Origin of the sequence: Sphaerotilus uruguayifluvii (genome assembly GCF_013294065.1) — a bacterium.
Taxonomy (GTDB): domain Bacteria; phylum Pseudomonadota; class Gammaproteobacteria; order Burkholderiales; family Burkholderiaceae_C; genus Sphaerotilus; species Sphaerotilus uruguayifluvii.
On the sequence record NZ_JABSNM010000020.1, the window covers coordinates 83,498 to 100,549 of the forward strand.

The window sequence follows — 17,052 nt, forward strand, 5'->3', positions numbered from 1 at the left end:
TCAGTCCGACGCCAGCAGCCCCGGCAGCCCGCTGGCGCGCCGGGTGCGCCGCTGCAGCGCACGCGCCCAGACGCTGCGGTCGGGCGCCACCAGCGTGAAGGCGCCCTTGGCGCGGGTGATGCCGGTGTAGACCAGCTCGCAGCTCAGCACCGGATTCATCTGCGGCGGCAGCACCAGCGCCACATGCGCGAACTCCGAGCCCTGCGACTTGTGCACCGTCATCGCGAAGGCGGTCTCGACGCGCGAGAGCCGGCTGGCCATCACCGAGCGCGGCGGCAGGTCGTCGCCGTCGACGAACCAGACCCGCAGGCTGCGCCCGTCGGCCGAGGGCAGCGCGATGCCGACATCGCCGTTGTGCACGCCCAGCGCCGGGTCGTTGCGGGTGACCATCACCGGCCGGCCGGCATACCACTCGCCGGCGGCCAGGCGCCAGCGTGCCCGCGCCCGCGCCTCGATCAGCGCGTTCAGGCCCGCCACGCCCCAGTCGCCCTCGCGCAGCGCGCACAGCAGCCGGAAGCGGTCGAAGGCGCGCAGCACGCCGACCACCCAGCGCTGGTGGGCCGCCTCGTCCGGCCCGTCCGGCCCGGCACGCAACGCATCAAGGCACGCGGCATAGCCTTGCGGCGCGCCGGGGCGGCCGTCGAGCGCCAGCGCCACCACCTGCGCCAGCGCGGCCGATTCGGTCGCGCCCTCGGGCGGCGTCAGCCGCGCGACCGCGTCGTCGCGCTCGCGCAGCACCTGCGCGGCGCGGCCGACATCGTTGTCGTTGACCGCCAGCGCCAGCCGGCCGATCGCGCCGCCGAAGCGCCGGCTCTCGCGCAGCATCACCGTCTGCTGTGCCAGCACCAGCGGCGGCGCGCCCGCCTGCCGGTCGCGCGAGGCCGGCAGGCACATCGCCGGCGGCAGTGCCTGGCCGGTGCAGTCGGCGATCCAGCGTGCGCTGTCGGCGTCGTAGTGGCCATGCACCGCGCCGCGGCAGAAGTCGCCCAGCACCGCGCCGGCCTCGACCGAGGCGAGCTGGTCGCGGTCGCCCAGCAGCACCAGCCGCGCCGAGGCCGGCAGCGCCGCCAGCAGCGCGGCCATCATCTCCAGATGCACCATCGAGGCCTCGTCGACCACCAGCAGGTCGACCTCGAGCGGATGGCGCGCGTCATGGCGCAGCGCGCGGGTGTCGGGCCGCGCGCCCAGCAGCCGGTGCAGCGTGGTGGACTCGCGCAGGCGCTCGCCCAGGTCGGCCCAGTCGAGCACGCCCGGCAGCGCCTGGCCGAGCTGCTGCAGCGCCAGATCGATCGACTGCTTCAGCCGCGCCGCGGCCTTGCCGGTCGGCGCGGCCAGCGCGATGCGCAGCGTGCGCGGCGCCGGATGCAGCGCGTAGCCCAGCGCCAGCAGCCGCGCGACGGTGTAGGTCTTGCCGGTGCCGGGGCCGCCGGTGATCAGCGCCAGCCGGCCGCGCAGCGCCACCGCGCAGGCGATGCGCTGCCAGTCCGGGCCGTCCTTCGGATCGCGCGGGCTGAACAGCCGGTCGAGCCAGCGGCGCACCTCGGCCGGATCGGGCGTCGGCCAGCCGGCGGCCTCGACGGCATCCGCCGGACGCACCCGCTCGCGCACCGCCTGCGCCACCGCCTGCTCGTCGCGCCAGTGGCGGCGCAGGTAGAGCCGGCCGTCGTCCTCCAGCCGCAGCGGCGCGCCCGGCCGCCGGGCCTGCGCGGTCTCGACCGCGCCGCTGTCGCGCAGCGCCGCCATCCAGTCGGCCAGCTCGCCCGGCAGGCGCTGCAGCAGCGCCGCCAGTGCCTGCTGCGCCACGGCCGGACCGTCGAGCCAGCCCTCGTCGTCGGCGCGCGCGGCCGCGCCGGGGCGGCGCTGCGCCAGCAGCTCGGTCAGCTCGATGCAGGTGTGGCCGCGGCCCTCGCGCTGCGCCAGCAACGCGGCGGCCAGCAGCGCCGCCACCGGCGCCTGCGGGCATTCGTCGGCCAGCCAGCGCGCCAGCGCGACATCGAGCCGGCGCAGCCAGCCCTGGGCGCACCAGTCGTCGAGCAGCGCCAGCAGCTCGGCGGCCTCGGGAGCCGCCTCGGCCGGATCGACCGGTTCGGTCGGATCGGGCAGATCGAACAGGTCGGCCTGGGCCGGATCGGCGGGAAATGCGGTCGGTCGGGTCATGCGCAGGCTTCGTCGGCGTCTTCGGCCGTTTCGGGCTGGGCGCCCAGCGCCCGGTCAAGCGCCAGCAGCAGCGCCGTCGGCGGGCGCAGCAGCACGCAGCCGCGCTCGGGGCCGCGGATGCCGCGCAGGAACAGGCAGATCGCGCCGCCGAGGTGGGCTTCGGGATCGTAGCCCGCCCCCAGTCGGCGCCCGAGCAGCCGGTGCAGCGCCAGCAGGTAGAGCACCGCCTGCAGCTCGTAGCGGTGGTCGAGCACCGCGCGCTCCAGCGTGGCGCGGTCGTAGTCCGCGTCGCGGTCGCCGAGGTGGTTGGACTTGTAGTCGATCACCCACCAGCGCCCGTCCTGCTCGAAGACCAGGTCGACGAAGCCCATCATCATGCCGTCGAGCTGGCGCGGCACCAGCGCCGGGCGCTCGCGTCCGGGCAGCAGCGCCTGACGGCACAGCCGGTCGAAGGCGGCGCTGTCGAGCTGCCGGCTCGGCATCCAGAACTCCATCTCCGGCAGCAGCGCGCCGACCTGCTCCAGCGCGGCGCCGCCCAGCGGCGGCAGCGGCGCGGCCAACACCGCGTCCATCCAGACCAGCACCTCCTCGGCGCGCTCGCCGTGGCCGGCCCGAACGCAGCGCCGCTCGGCCATCCGGCGCACCGCCGGCTCGGCGCGGCGGCCGAAGCCCTCCTGCGCCAGCAGCTGCAGCAGCTCGTGCAGGAAGTTGCCCGGCAGCGCACCGCGCGGAAAGCGGTGCCAGGCCGCTTCAGCCTCGGCTTCGGCCACCGGCTCGACGGCGGGATCGCCCGTCGGCTGCACCGCCCATTCCTCGCGCACCTGCTCCTGGCGACGCGGATCGGCCAGCAGCGCCGGCAGGCCGGAGCGATCCCAGACCTCGGCATCGATCCCGGCACCGGGCAGCGGCGAAGCCGTCGCCTCCTTCAGGTCGCGCACCAGCGCGGTGAAGCTGCCGACCGCCCAGTCGCGGTCGAAGGCGGCGCGGTAGACCGGCGGCTCGGCCAGCGGACGCGCCGGGATGCGGCGCTGCAGGCGCGGGCGCCGCGTCACCGGCCGCAGCGGCGTCGCCTCGATCGCGCCGGCCACGAACGGATCGGGCGGCCGGAACGCGCACAGCTCCTGCAGGGCCTGTCCGACCTGATCGACCGTCATCGCGGCGCCGCCGCCGAGCAGGTGGCCGAGCGCGCTCTGGTGCAGCAGATGCTCGTCCTGCGCACGCGGCCTGCGCGCCAGGCCGACGCCCAGCCACAGCAGATGGCGCGGCCGGGTCAGCGCGACATAGAACAGCCGCAGGTCCTCGCGCAGGCGCTCGCGCTCGGCCTCGGCCAGCGCCTCGCCGTCGGGCGCGAAGTCCAGCCGGCGCCGGCCCTCGGCATCGACCCGCTCGACGAACGGCGCGTCGCCCTTCTTCACCGGCCGCGCCGACGCCGCGAAGGGCATCACCACCACCGGATATTCCAGGCCCTTGGACTTGTGCACCGTGACGACCTGCACCAGCTCGGCGTCGCTCTCCAGCCGCACCACCCGCTCGTCGCTGCCTGCATTGCCGCCGCTGCCCAGGCCCGAGATCTGCTCGGCCAGCCAGCGGATCTGCGCCTGCTCGCCCTCCAGCCGGCTGCTGGCCGACTGCAGCAGCTCGCCCAGGTGCAGCAGGTTGGTCAGGCGCCGCTCGCCGTCGGCCACCTCCTGGCCGGCCAGCCAGCGCGCCGGCAGGTCCAGCAGATGCAGCGTCTGGCGCACCAGCGTCAGCACGCCCTGGCGCTGCCAGACGCGGCGCAGCTGCGCCAGCAGCGCCAGCCGCGCGTCCCAGGCCACGTCGTCGTGCACCAGCCGCGCCAGCTCGTCGAGCGACAGGCCCACCGTCGCGGTGGCGAAGGCCGCACGCGCCAGCCGGGTGTCCTGCGGCTCGGCCACCGCCTGCAGCCAGCGCAGCAGGTCGCGCGCCTCGGCGGTGTCGAAGACGGGATCCTGGTCGGACAGGTAGACCGAGGCCACGCCGGCCCGGCGCAGCGCGCGGCGCACCGCCTCGGCCTCGCGGCGGTTGCGCACCAGCACCGCGATGTCGCCCGGCGCCAGGCGGCGCGCCTCGCCGCCGGGGCGGCGAAAGGCCAGGCTCGCGTCGTCGAGCCAGTCGACGATGCGCTCGGCGGCGCGGCGCGCCAGCGTCTCGCGCAGCTCCTCGGCCGGCAGCGGCGTCGGCAGCCACTCGATCTGCAGCGCCGGCAGCGCGGTGTCGCCACGGCCCAGCGTCTCGTCGCGCCCCTTCGCGCCGACCGGATCGAAAGGCAGCGTGGCCTCGGGGCCGGCGCCCGGCTCGGCCGGACCACCGAAGCCGAAGGCCTCGCCGGGCCGGCGCTGCTCGGCCTGCAGGAAGACCGCGTTGACCGCACCGACCAGCGCCTTCGTCGAGCGGTAGTTGGTGCCCAGCGCGTGGTGGCGCCCGGCGGTGGCGCGGCGCACCGCCAGATAGCTGTAGATGTCGGCGCCGCGGAAGCGGTAGATCGACTGCTTCGGGTCGCCGATCATCAGCAGCGCGGTGGCCGGATCGTCGTCGGCGACCCGGTAGAGGCGGTCGAACAGCCGGTACTGCAGCGGCGAGGTGTCCTGGAACTCGTCGATCAGCGCCACCGGGTACTGCGCCAGGATGCCCTCGCGCAGGCGCGGGCCGGCCTCGCCCGCCAGCGCCTGCTCGAGCCGGCGCTGCAGGTCGGCGAAGCCGAACTGCGCCGAGGCGCGCTTGAGCTGGTCGAGCCGCTGCGCGATGCGCCGCGCCGCATGGCGCAGCAGGCGCGGGCCCGGCGGCTCCAGCGTCGCCAGCTCGGCCTGCAGCGCCTCGAACTCGGCGAAGGCGGCCGGGATCTCGCCGCAGTCGTGGTTCTTCTTCAGCGCCTCGCGCAGGCCGTCGGGCGTCAGCCGCCGCGCGCCGGTGTCGGGCTGCAGCACCAGCCGCTCGGCCAGCGCATCCTCGGCCCAGGCGACGATCTGGCCATGCCATTTTTCCAGCGACTTCGGATTGACCTTGACGCCGCTGAACGGCGGCTTCGGCCCGTTCTGCTGGCGGTGGATCCAGGTGAACATCGCCTCGGCCCGTTCGACCCAGCCGGCCTTGAGCGCCAGCAGCCGCGCGCGGCGCGTCTCGACCCAGTCCGGCAGCCAGTCGGGCAGCGCCTGCGCGCCGTCGGCGGCGTCCAGCAGCTCCTCGTGCATCAGCAGCGGCCGGGCCTGGCGGCCCATCGCCTCGGCATCGGGCCACTGGCGGTGCAGCAGCTCCAGCGCGGCCATCGGCAGCGGATAGACCTCGCGGCGCCAGACATCGAGCACCGCCTGCTGCAGCAGCTCGGCCTCGTCGGCGACCAGCTCCTCGGTGAACAGGCTGCCGCTGTCGAAGGCATGCTCGCGCAGCGTGCGCTGGCACCAGGCGTCGATGGTGTGCACCGCCGCCTCGTCCATGCCCTCGGCCGCCAGCGCGAGCCGATGCGCGGCGCGCGAGCGGGCCGCCTCGTCGGCGCAGTCGGCGGCCAGCGCCTGCACGAAGGCGTCGCCGCTGGCCGCCAGCGCCGCGGGGTCGCGGAACAGCCGCGCCGCATCGATCAGCCGCTCGCGGATGCGCGAGGACAGCTCGCGCGTCGCCGCGCGGGTGAAGGTCATCACCAGGATCTGCGCCGGCAGCAGCGCCCGCGGCTCGCGCGTGCCGTGGTCGCCGTGGCCGAGCACCAGGCGCAGGTAGAGCGCCGCGATGGTCCAGGTCTTGCCGGTGCCGGCGCTGGCCTCGATCAGGCGCGAGCCGCGCAGCGGCAGGGTCAGCGGATCGAGCCGCGTGCTCATGGGGCGTCCTCCGCACCGGCCGCGCCGGCGCCTTCGTCCTCGTCGCCGGCCTCGGCGTCGCCCAGCGGCTCGACCGTCACGCCGCCGTCGCGCACCCAGGCATGCAGCGGACCGTAGAGCGCCAGCGTCCAGCCCTCGAAGTCCGGCGCCTCGCGCAGCGTCTCCCAGTCGGGAAAGACCCGCGCCAGCGCCGGCTCCTCGCCCTCGCCGGGCAGCGCGCGGGCGCCCTGGCGGCCCTCGAAGACCGGACGGGCCAGTTCGTCGGCACACTCCAGATCCAGGCCCTTCAGCCACGCCAGCGAGGTGCGCAGCGCCGCCGGCAGCGGCGCCTCGCGCTGCCGGCTCCAGCCCGACAGCAGCGCCTCGACCGCCTCGCGGGCGGCCGGCGCCGACGGCGGCTGCAGCCGCAGCACCGCGTCGCGGCCGATCAGCCGGCCCTCGACCGCATGGCCGCAGGCGGCGGCCAGCAGCAGGCGCAGCCACGGCCGCAGCAGCTTGTCGGCCTGCGGCGCCAGCGCGCCCTTGTCCGGGCCGGTGGTGATCGGGCGGCACAGCCGGCGCGCCTCGATCGCCAGCCACAGCGGCGGCGCCTCGGCCGGCGCACCGGGTTCGCGCCGCAGCGCGTCGAGCCAGTCGTCGATGCGCAGGTCCTGGTGCTGCACCGCCAGCTGCAGCGGCCGCACCGGCTCGGACCACTGGTGGCGCGCACGCTGCCACTCGCGCCAGACCGGCGCGCTCTGGCGCGCGAAGCGCAGCCGCCACAGCTCGCCCAGCCCGGCCAGCGGCAGCTCGCCCCGGCGTGCCAGCCGCGCGGTGCGCCGCAGCAGCTCGACCCGGCAGGCCGCCAGCGTCATCGGCGCGCCCGCCTCCAGGCCGCGGTCCTGGTCGAGCAGCTCGCGCAGCAGCAGCGTCTCGTCGAGCGCGCCCAGCGCCAGCGGCTCGTCGTCGGCGGCCTGCACCGCCAGCGGCGGAAACTCGACATCGAGGCGCTCGCGGAAATGGTGCTGCACCGGATTGCGCAGGAAGCGCTCCAGCCGCGCCAGCGTCAGCGGCTCGTCGTCGCGGGCCGGTGGCGACGCCGTGGCGGCGCCCGGCACCGGCCCGGGCAGCGCCACGCCGGCCTGTGCGTCAGCATGGGCCTGGCGCCACTCGCGCGCCCAGGTGCGCGGCGCCTCGCCATCTCCGGCCCGCCGGGTTTCGGCGATCTCGAAGTAGCGCCGGCTGAAGGGCTGCAGCGGGTGCTCGGTCGTCAGCCGCGTCGACAGGCCCGCGCCCCAGCCGGCGTCCAGGTGATCGCGCAGCTGCGCCACCAGCACCGAGGGCGGCTGCTCGCTGTTGTCGCGCACGCTGCGCCCGGACCAGCTGATCGACAGGCCGCGGCGCGCCGCCAGCAGCGCCTCGAGCATCAGCATGCGGTCGTCGTCGCGGCGGGCGCGGTCGCCGGGGCGCTGCGTGCCGGGCAGCGCCAGCAGGTCGAAGTCGCTGCGCGGCGCGCGGCGCGGGTAGTCGCCGTCGTTCATGCCCAGCAGGCAGACGATCTCGAACGGAATCGCCCGCATCGGCATCAGCGTGCAGAACACGACGCCGCCGCCCAGGAAGCGGCTGTTCAGGCTCGGCTCGTCGACGCCGGCCAGCCAGCCCTCGCGCAGCACCTCCAGCGGCACCGGCGGCGCAAAGCCGGCGTCCTCGCAGTCGTCGAGCCAGCGCCCGAGCGCCTCGGTCAGCGAGGCCAGCAGCAGCCGGTCGGTCTCGTCGACCGGCTCGAAGAAGGTCTCGAGCAGCCGCACCGCACGCTGCTGCCAGACCGGGGGCGTGGCCGGCACGGCGGCCTCGCTCCACCACCGGCGCAGCGCCGCGATCAGCGCCGCCAGCGAGCCGGCGATGCCGGCATCCAGACCGCCGACCTCGTCGTAGGGATCGATGTGCCGCCAGGGCGAAGGGCTCCCCTCGTCGTCGATGTCCTCGTCGAGGCGGCCATGGGCATAGCCCAGCAGCATGCGGCGCAGCCCGAACAGGCCGCTGTTGACCTCGCCGCAGGCGCCCAGGCCGAGGCCGTCGCGCTGCGCCGCATCCAGCCCCCAGCGCACGCCGGCGCCCTCGAGCCAGCGCGCGGCGGTGGCGCGGTCCGCGTCCTGCAGCCCGAAGCGCGCCGCCAGCGCCGGCACGTCGACCAGATCGCGCAGCTCGCCGACGGTGCAGCGCTGGCGCGTGACCTTGAGCAGCCATTCCAGCGCCACCAGCATCGGCTGGCGCCCGCGCAGCTTCAGGTCGGCGATCTCGTAGGGAATACGGCGCGCGTCGCCGGGCGCGTGCTGGCCGAAGACCGCATGGATCAGCGGCGCCCAGGGCTCGATGTCGGGCACCATCACGACGATGTCGCGCGGCGCCAGCGGCGCGCCGGGGCGGCCGTCCGGGCCCGTCGGCGGTGCGGCCAGCACATCCAGCAGCCGGTCGTGCAGGATCTCGATCTCGCGCATCGCGCTGTGCGCGACCGTGAAGCGGATCGAGCGGTCGCCCGAGGCCAGCGGCGGCGCGGCGGCCTCGCGCTCGACGATCTCGGGCAGCGGCAGGCCGTCGCGGATCGCGCGCTGCACCCGCACCAGCAGCGGCACGCCGCGCACCGGATCGTCGGCCGCATCCAGGTCCTCGTCGAACAGGTCGATGCGCGGCACCTGGAAGCGCGACTGCGCGGCGGCCGCATCGTCGAAGCGGTCGAGCATGCGGATGAAGTCGCGCCCCTGCCGGCCCCAGGCAGCCAGCAGCGGATGCGCATGCGCATGCATGCGGTCGAGCGGGATCTCGGCCAGGTCCAGCCCGCCGCGCAGCGGCTGGCGCCGCCGCAGCGTGCGCAGCAGCTCGCGGCCGTCGAGGATGTCGGCCCAGTGGAAGCGGCAGGGATTGGGCACCGCCAGCAGCACCTGCGCCCGCTGCGACAGTGCCACCAGCGCCTCCAGCGTCTGCCACGGCAGGTGGCTGTGCCCGAACAGCACCACCCGGCGCGGCAGCGGCTGGCGCGGCGCGTCACCCGCCTCGACCGCCGCGACGAAGCGCCGGTGCACGTCGCTGCGCACCGCACGCCGGCCGCCCTCGTCGAGCGACGCCAGCAGGCCGTGCCACAGCCGAGCCTGCCAGCGCTGCGCCTCGGGCAGCGCCATCTCGCGGCCGTCGCCCAGGCGCAGCACCTCGCGCCCGCGGCCCCAGTCGTCGAGCCAGTCGGCGCGGTAGATCTGGTACTGGTCGTAGAGGTCGGCCAGGCGCTCGGCGAGCTGCAGCCGGCGCACCGGATCGTCCAGCGCATCGCCGCGCGCGGCGCCCGCCTCCAGGAACTGCCGCAGCGGCTCGAAGCCGGGCCGCTCGATCCAGCCGGGCAGCGCCTGCATCAGCCGCCAGGTCATCGGCGCCTTGTCGAAGGGCGAGCGCGCCGGCGCCCCGTCGCGGCCGAGCATCGCCCGGTACAGCCGCCACAGGAAACGCGCCGGCAGCTCCACCCGCGAGGCCGCGCAGACGCCGCTGCGCCGCGCCAGCGACATCTTCATCCACTCGGCGATGCCGTTGCTCTGCACCAGCAGCACGTCGGACTCGAGCGGATCGAGCGGCTGGCGGTCCAGCCAGGCGAACACCGCCTGCTGCAGCAGCTCGAGCCGGTTGCCGTGCAGCACCAGCAGGCCGGGCGTCAGCTCGTGACGGTGGACGGGCATTCCTTCGGGCATCGACATGGGCCGCAGTATCGCCGCTGCGCGGCGCGGGCTCAGGCCGCGCGCAGCGCCGGCATCGCGTCGAGCTCGGCCTCGATCACCCGCATCGGCACCTCGCGCGCGCGCAGCTCCAGCGTCTGCACCGCCCGCACCTGAGGCACCGGGATGCGGCACAGCGCCTCGCTCTCGTGGCACCAGGCGTCGAGCAGCCAGATGCCGCCGTCATGGATCATGCGCAGCGGCGAGATGATGCGGTCGCGCTCGCCGCTGCCGTCGTCCGCCTCGATCGTCAGCCGCAGGCGGCGGCGCTCGAGCACCGCGCCGGCCAGACGCTCGAAGCTGCGGCCGCGCACCGGCTTGCGCGCCGGCGGCACCACCCGCAGCCGGCGCACCAGCTCGCGCGCCTCGCTGTCGCTGGTGCCGAGCATGCCCTGCAGCCGCTCGAGCACCGGCTGCAGGTGCCGGCCCATGCTGCTGCCCACGCCCAGGCCGTCGAGCAGCTGGTGCATCGTCAGCAGCGCGTGGATCTCGCGCTCGCTGAACCACACGCCCGAGGCCTCGGGCGGGCCGGGCCGGCGCGCCTGCCGGCCGGTCACCGCGAAGCGGTAGCCGTTGCGGTCGCGGTCATAGACGATCGCCGCATCCATGCGGGTGCGCAGATGGTCCAGATCGCGCTTGAGCGTGGCGCGCGAGACACCCAGCTCGGTCATCAGGTCGGCGAAGCTGACACAGCCTCGGCTGCGGATCAGCATCTCGATCCTGCAGAAACGTTCGGTGCGTTCCATGGATGGACTTCCCCAATTGGTCCAGGTCGGTTCGGGCGCCGGATTCCTGCACGAAGCGGGATCCGGGCTCATGATCTGAGCCTGATGGTAAGTCGCGGATCTGCGATTTCGGGGGCGACATGATCCCTTGTTCAAGGGATGGCCGACGCCTCATCGCCCGTGGCCGCGCAGTCCTCACGCCACGCGACAAGGGGGGCGGCCGCGCAGCCCGTGATCGTCGGCACAACTGGCTACACATTGGCCGCGGGCTTCAGAGGCACGCAACACGGTCGACAAGTTCACGGACCTACACTCGCCGATCCCCGTGTCCGGGGAGACCCTCACGCCCTGCCTGCCGTGGATCCGACCATGCCGCTCCGCTCCCGCCTGTCGACGCTGCTGCGTCCTGCCCTCGCCGCGCTGACGGCGCTGGCCCTGCCCCATGTCGCCGTGCCGGCGGCCCAGGCCGCCACCGAGCGCGCGCCGCTGCGCAGCGCGGCGGTGCCCCAGGAGAGTGCGGAGACGGCACGCGTCATCGTGCGCTTTCGCGCCACCCGGCTCGCCAGCACGCTGTCGGCGAACCGTTCGTCCGGCACCGCCACGACGGCGGCGCTGCACCAGGCGCAGGCCCTCGGCCAGCGCCTGGGCCTGTCGCTGCAGGACGGCACCAGCATCGCGCCCGACACCCAGGTCATCCTGGCCAGCGGCATGAACAGCGCCGCGCTGGCCAGCCGGCTCGCCGCCGACAGCCAGGTCGCCGAGGTGCATGTCGACCAGCGCCGCCGCGCCCATGCCGTCGTCAGCGATCCGCTGTACGCGGGCGGCAGCGGCATCAGCCCGGCCAGCGGCCAGTGGTACCTGCACACGCCGACGAGCACGCTGGTGTCCTCGATCAACGCCGAGTCGGCCTGGTCGCTGACGACGGGCAGCGCCGGCGTCATCGTCGCGGTGCTCGACACCGGCATCCGCTGGAACCACCCGGACCTCGACGGCAAGCTGGTCGCCGGCTACGACTTCGTCTCCGAGTCGGTGATCTCCAACGACGGCGACGGCTGGGACAGCAACCCCGCCGACCCAGGCGACTGGATCAGCGCCAGCGAGAACAGCAGCAACGCCACGCTCAAGGGCTGCGGCGTCGCCGACAGCAGCTGGCACGGCACGCAGACCGCCGGCCTGATCGCCGCCGCGACCAACAACGCCACCGGCATGGCCGGCCTGGGCCGCCATGTGCGGGTGATGCCGGTGCGGGTGCTGGGCAAGTGCGGCGGCTACGACTCGGACATCATCGCCGGCATGCGCTGGGCCGCCGGCCTGACGGTGCCGGGCGTGCCGGCCAACCCGAACCCGGCCCGGGTCATCAACATGAGCCTGGGCTATGCCGGCAGCTGCTCGTCGAGCGATCCCTACACCGTCGCGGTGGCCGAGATCAACGCCGCCGGCACGGTCGTCGTCGCCTCGGTCGGCAACGACAGCCTGGCGGTCAACACGCCGGCGAACTGCGCGGGCGTCATCGCGGTGGCCGGCCTGCGCCACACCGGCACGAAGAACGGCTACTCCAGCCTCGGCAGCCAGGCGACGATCGCCGCGCCGGCGGGCAACTGCGTCAACGCGACCGGCGAGTGCCTCTATCCGATCCTGAGCACCAGCAACACCGGCACCACCGCCCCGGCCTGCCCGACCTACACCACCGGCGGCAGCGACGCGGCGGTCGGCACCAGCTTCTCGGCACCGCTGGTCTCCGGCACCGCCGCGCTGATGCTGGCGGCCAATCCGGCGCTGACGCCGGCGCAGGTGACGGCGCTGCTGAAGTCCAGCGCCCGCAGCTTCCCCAGCAGTGGCGCCACGGGCGTGTCGACCTGCGTGGCCGGCAGCAGCTCGGCGCAGGACGAGTGCTACTGCACCACCGGCACCTGCGGCGCGGGCATGCTCGACGCGGGCGCGGCGGTGCGCGCCGCCGCCGGCACGCTGCCGATCGCGCGCATCGGCGAGACGACGACGCGCATCGCGCTGGGCAGCGCGACGCTGCTCGACGGCAGCGGCTCGAGCGCGACCGGCTCGCGCACGCTCGCCGGCTACGGCTGGAGCCTGAGCGACAGCGCGCTGGCCGCGTTCAATGGCACGACCAGCGGCTCGACCGCCTCGGTGTCGGCCACCGGCAGCGGCCTGGTGGCGGTCACGCTGACGGTCGGCGACAGCGCGGGGGGCAGCGCCAGCAGCTCCGCGGTGCTGCGCACCGGCCCGGCGCCGACGGCCGCCTGCGGCACCGACGGCAGCGACAGCGCCGGCACGCCGGCAAGCGGCGGCGGCAGCACCTCCTCAGGCGACGGCGGCGGCGCGCTCGGCGCGGGCTGGCTGGGCGGCCTGGGTCTGGCGGTGGCTGCGCTGGCGCGGCTGCGCCGCCGCGAGGCCCGGGCGGCCTGAGCGCAGGCCCTCAGCGGGCCGCCGGCAGGCGCGCGGCCAGCGTCTGCACATGCCCCATCGACACGCGGTGGGCATGGATCAGCGCCATCAGGCCGCTGCGGTGCAGCTCCAGCACCGCCTCGTCGGGCAGCGTCGCCAGACGCTGCTCGTCGATCATGAAGAAGCCGGTCGCGTTGAGCCGGCGCCCGCCCGCGATCTCGCCGCGGATCTCGCCGCCGCGCAGCAGGTCCAGCGCGACCAGCCGGCGCACAGCACGCGGGTGCGCAGCGTGTCGCGCTCGTAGCGCTCCAGGAAAGCCAGCGTCTGCTTCAGGAACTCGGTCGGCTGGCCGTCGTCGGCGATCAGGCGCTCGCCCTCCACCGTGTTGAAGCCCGGCCAGGCGGCGTCGACCGCCAGCGTCGGCGCGCCGTCGTCGGCGGTGGCGTAGGCGAACGGATAGCGGCGCAGGAAGGCCGGAATCGTCGTGCCGATCCAGCGCCCGTCGGCGTCGATGCAGAGGTTCTCGCCCTCGCTCAGGCCCAGCAGCGCCACCGGCGCGACACGGGTGCGGCCCTCGGCGTCGCGGCCGGCCGGCACGAAGGCCAGCGGCAGCTCGCGCGCCAGCGACTCGAACTCGACGACCGTGACCGGCACCGCGTTCAGGCCGGCGGCGATGCGCCAGTCGGTGACCGGCACGACCCGGCGATCGGCGTGCTCCTCGCGGGTCAGCAGCACCGGGTGGTGGTAGAGAACGCCGGCGCCGGCGGGGGACGATGTCATGTGGTGGGCTCCTCGGCCGGTTCCTCGATGCGGCTGGCGAGCACCTTGTCGACGCGCTTTCCATCGAGGTCGACCACCTCGAAGCGCCAGCCTTCCCATTCGACCGCGTCGGCGGTCTGCGGCAGCCGGCCCAGCAGCAGCATCACCATGCCGGCCAGCGTGTTGTAGCGGCCCCGGTCCTCGTCGGGCAGCAGCTTCAGGCCCAGGCGGTCCTTCAGCTCGGGCACCGGGATCAGGCCGTCGACCAGCCAGGAGCCGTCGGCACGCTGCACCGCCCAGGCGTCCTCGGCCTGGTGGGGCGTGAATTCGCCGGTGATCGCCTCGAGCACGTCGCGCAGCGTGATCACGCCCTGCACGACGCCGTACTCGTCGACGACGAAGACCATCTGCACCGGCGAGCCGCGGAAATGATCGAGCAGCTCCATCCCCGAGAGCGTCTCGGGCACGAACACCGCCGGCTGCATCGACTCGACCAGCACGAACTCGCGGCTGCCGGCGAGCTGCATCAGCAGCTGGTGCGCGGTCACCACGCCCATCACCTCGTCGAGGCTGCCGCGGCAGACCGGATAGCGCGAGTGGCCGTGCTCGGTCAGCACCGACAGGATCTCGTCGCGCGAGGCGGCCACGTCCAGCCAGGCGATGTCGCCGCGCGGGATCATCATCGAGCCGATCTGGCGGTCGTCGAGCCGGAAGACGTTGCGCACCATCTGGTGCTCCTGCGCCTCGATGACGCCGGCGTCCAGGCCTTCCTCCAGGCTGGCGGCGATCTCCTCCTCGGTCACGCCGCGGTTGCCGGTGTCGCGCACGCCCAGCAGCTTCAGGATCGCCTGCGTCGTGCCGGCCAGCAGCTTGACGAAGGGGCTGGCGCCGACCGACAGCCAGCCCATCGGCTGCGCGACCAGGCGCGCCACCGTCTCCGGGTACATCTGGCCGACGCGCTTCGGGACCAGCTCGCCGAAGATGATCGTCACGAAGGTGAGCAGCACGACGACGAGGCCGGTGCCCAGGATGTCGGCGATGTTGGCGGGCACGCCGACATGCGACTCCAGCCAGGCCGAGACCGGCCCGGAGAAGGCGGCCTCGCCGACGATGCCGTTGAGCACGCCGATCGAGGTGATGCCGATCTGCACCGTCGAGAGGAACTGGGTCGGGCTGTCGTGAAGCGCCATCGCGGCGCGGGCGCCGGCATCGCCGGCTTCGGCCATCACCTGCAGCCGGGCCTTGCGGCTGGCGGCGAGAGACATCTCGGACATCGCGAAGACGCCGTTGAGCAGGATCAGGGCGAAAAGTAGAGCTAGGTCCATGACAGGCACGGCAGGGCACGCCGCGCCGGAAGTTGAGGCCCGCCGAGCGTAGCAGAATCCGGGCCATGATTTACCTGATCGGCGACCTGCAAGGCTGCTGCGACGCTTTCGAGCGACTGCTGGCCACCCTGGACTTCTCCCCCTCGCGCGACCATGTCTACCTGCTGGGCGATCTGGTCAACCGCGGTCCGTGCTCGCTGAAGGTGCTCGAGCGGCTGGCCGGCTTCGGCGACGCCGCCACCTGCCTGCTGGGCAACCACGACCTGCACCTGCTGGCGGTGGCGCACGGCGTGCGCGCACCGCACCGCTCCGACACGCTCGGCGAGATCCTCGCCAGCCCGCGCCGCGAGGCCTGGCTGGACTGGCTGCGCCAGCAGCGCCTGGCGGTGCAGGCGCACGGCTGGCTGATGGTGCACGCCGGCGTGGTGCCGCAGTGGGACGCGGCGCAGACGCTGGCCCTGGCCGCCGAGGCCGAGACGCTGCTGCGCGGCCCCGACCTGCCCGGCTTCCTGCAGGTGATGTACGGCAACGCGCCGACGCGCTGGGACGAGACGCTCGTCGGCCACGACCGCCTGCGGCTGATCGTCAACGTGCTGACGCGCATCCGCTTCTGCGAGATGGACGGCACGATGGACTTCCAGCTCAAGGAAGGCGCCGATGCCGCGCCCGCGCACCTGCGCCCCTGGTTCGACATTCCCGGCCGGCGCACCGAGGGCACGCCGGTCGCGTTCGGCCACTGGTCGACGCTGGGCACGCTCGAGCGGCCCGACCTGCTGGCGCTCGACACCGGCTGCGTCTGGGGCGGCCGGCTCACCGCCGCGCGCATCGACGGCGGCCGGCGTGAACTTGTGAGCATCGACTGCGCGCAGGCCCTCGCGCCGTTCTGACTACAATGGCGACCCTGCTGGAGGTGTGGCCGAGCGGTTTAAGGCACCGGTCTTGAAAACCGGCGAAGGGGGAACCCTTCCGTGAGTTCGAATCTCACCGCCTCCGCCAGCAGGCCCCATAACCCGTTGATCCGATTGATTATTTTTCTCGGGTCAACCGTCGATCCACCATCCCGAACACCATCGCGGATGGTGCTTGCCGGCGATGCGCCACAGCAACACCCGGCACGGCACCGCCAAGCCTGACCCTTCCATGATGAAGGGCATTCGGCCGGCGATCACTGCGGCAACAGCCCATCCCATCCGGCGCCCTCGTGAGCCGTCAGCGCGCCGGCCTGCCTCTGCGCCGTCGTGTCTCCCGACTTCCTCCACCGCATTGATTTACGTGGGGGGGCATTTTTTTCTGTGAACGAGGGGAGTTCGGTCCTGTCCCCCCGAGTCACTGCGGGGTTTTGTACCCCCCCCTGTACCTCATCGCCTCAGCCAGCGGTGCAGCAGCTCCAGGACAGCGGCGGCGATGAGCCCCACGGCCGCAGCACCGGGCGAGGACACCAGCCAGCGCAGCGCCGCGAGGATGCGGCGAGCCGTCAAGGCGTGACCCCTGCGACCGTCTCCAGTGCCTGCTTCGCTCGGCTGTTGGGTCGGACGCACCGGGCGTCTGAGCCGTCATCGCCGAACACCAGGACGAACAGAGCATCGAGGCGCCACGCATCAAGCAGGCGACCGGCACCGCTCCAGGTCGGCAGCGCCGGCACCGGCTCGCCGGCCATCCGCTCGAAAGCCAGGTGGCCGGCGTCGATCACTCGACGATCCCCGGTTCACCCTCGAAGGCGTCCGACAGCTTGCGCAGGCGCGGGCGCGGTGCCGGTGCGGCCGGCGTGACACTGGGCGAGGTCATCGCACTGGCGCGGCTGCTGAGGTCGGCCAGCGTGACAGCCGCATGGCCGGCCAGCATCGCAGCGTTCACCCCCGCGAACTCGGCGACGCCCGCACCGTTACCGCCTGCGATGCGCTGTTCCAGGTCGAGCGCATCTTCGGCGGCCAGCGCGGCGGCCAGTGCCTGCGCGGCCTCGGCAGTCTTGCGGCGCAGGGCGGCACGCCGATCGGCGAACGCGGCATCAACGGCCATCCGCTCGCGGACGCGCTGGCGCTCAAGCTGGTGCGTCAGCCCCCGCAGCGCGCGGCGCTGGTCAGCAAGGCGATCCGACAGCGTGCGCAGCTCATCGGCGACAGCCTGC

9 protein-coding genes, 1 tRNA gene and 1 pseudogene are annotated in these 17,052 nt (G+C 74.2%); 3 read left to right on the forward strand and 8 right to left on the reverse strand.

Annotated elements, in window-relative coordinates; translation table 11 throughout:
- Genes recD through HNQ01_RS18320 form a run of 4 tightly spaced genes read right to left on the reverse strand, consistent with a single transcriptional unit; the run spans position 1 to position 10,464 of the window.
- Positions 1 to 2,157 (reverse strand): exodeoxyribonuclease V subunit alpha, encoded by a 2,157-nt coding sequence (recD, locus tag HNQ01_RS18305; RefSeq protein WP_173806944.1) that lies wholly within the window; start codon positions 2,155 to 2,157, stop codon positions 1 to 3.
- Positions 2,154 to 5,984, reverse strand: coding sequence for an exodeoxyribonuclease V subunit beta (gene recB / locus HNQ01_RS18310; RefSeq protein WP_173806945.1), 3,831 nt, complete (start codon positions 5,982 to 5,984; stop codon positions 2,154 to 2,156). Before recB ends, recD begins: the two co-directional genes overlap by 4 nt.
- Positions 5,981 to 9,682 (reverse strand): exodeoxyribonuclease V subunit gamma, encoded by a 3,702-nt coding sequence (gene recC, locus HNQ01_RS18315; protein ID WP_173806946.1) that lies wholly within the window; start codon positions 9,680 to 9,682, stop codon positions 5,981 to 5,983. Before recC ends, recB begins: the two co-directional genes overlap by 4 nt.
- Positions 9,683 to 9,732: 50 nt before the next feature.
- The gene (locus tag HNQ01_RS18320) at positions 9,733 to 10,464 is read right to left on the reverse strand and encodes a helix-turn-helix transcriptional regulator (RefSeq protein ID WP_173806947.1); all 732 of its coding nucleotides are present in this window, start codon (positions 10,462 to 10,464) and stop codon (positions 9,733 to 9,735) included.
- A gap of 348 nt (positions 10,465 to 10,812) precedes the next feature.
- Here HNQ01_RS18320 and HNQ01_RS18325 point away from each other — a divergent pair, with 348 nt between their 5' ends.
- Positions 10,813 to 12,864, forward strand: a complete 2,052-nt coding sequence (locus HNQ01_RS18325; protein ID WP_173806948.1) for a S8 family peptidase — start codon at positions 10,813 to 10,815, stop codon at positions 12,862 to 12,864.
- A gap of 10 nt (positions 12,865 to 12,874) precedes the next feature.
- Here HNQ01_RS18325 and HNQ01_RS18335 read toward each other — a convergent pair.
- Both HNQ01_RS18335 and HNQ01_RS18340 read right to left on the reverse strand, forming a co-directional pair.
- Positions 12,875 to 13,722: pseudogene (locus tag HNQ01_RS18335) on the reverse strand (SapC family protein).
- Complete coding sequence (locus tag HNQ01_RS18340; protein ID WP_173806951.1) at positions 13,620 to 14,927, reverse strand: hemolysin family protein; 1,308 nt, start codon at positions 14,925 to 14,927, stop codon at positions 13,620 to 13,622. Before HNQ01_RS18340 ends, HNQ01_RS18335 begins: the two are co-directional and overlap by 103 nt.
- A 65-nt stretch (positions 14,928 to 14,992) precedes the next feature.
- Between HNQ01_RS18340 and HNQ01_RS18345 the strand changes: the two genes are divergently transcribed.
- Both HNQ01_RS18345 and HNQ01_RS18350 read left to right on the forward strand, forming a co-directional pair.
- On the forward strand, positions 14,993 to 15,814 hold the full coding sequence (locus HNQ01_RS18345) for a symmetrical bis(5'-nucleosyl)-tetraphosphatase (RefSeq protein ID WP_173806952.1): 822 nt from the start codon (positions 14,993 to 14,995) through the stop codon (positions 15,812 to 15,814).
- A 19-nt stretch (positions 15,815 to 15,833) separates the two neighbouring features.
- Positions 15,834 to 15,923 (forward strand) — tRNA-Ser (locus HNQ01_RS18350).
- 478 nt (positions 15,924 to 16,401) lie between these two features.
- Here the strand turns inward: HNQ01_RS18350 and HNQ01_RS18355 are convergent.
- Together HNQ01_RS18355 and HNQ01_RS18360 are read right to left on the reverse strand one after the other, a co-directional pair.
- Positions 16,402 to 16,617, reverse strand: coding sequence for a hypothetical protein (locus HNQ01_RS18355; RefSeq protein WP_173806953.1), 216 nt, complete (start codon positions 16,615 to 16,617; stop codon positions 16,402 to 16,404).
- On the reverse strand, positions 16,614 to 17,052 hold a 439-nt coding region (locus HNQ01_RS18360), incomplete at its 5' end, for a hypothetical protein (RefSeq protein ID WP_217427610.1). The genes HNQ01_RS18355 and HNQ01_RS18360, both read right to left, overlap by 4 nt.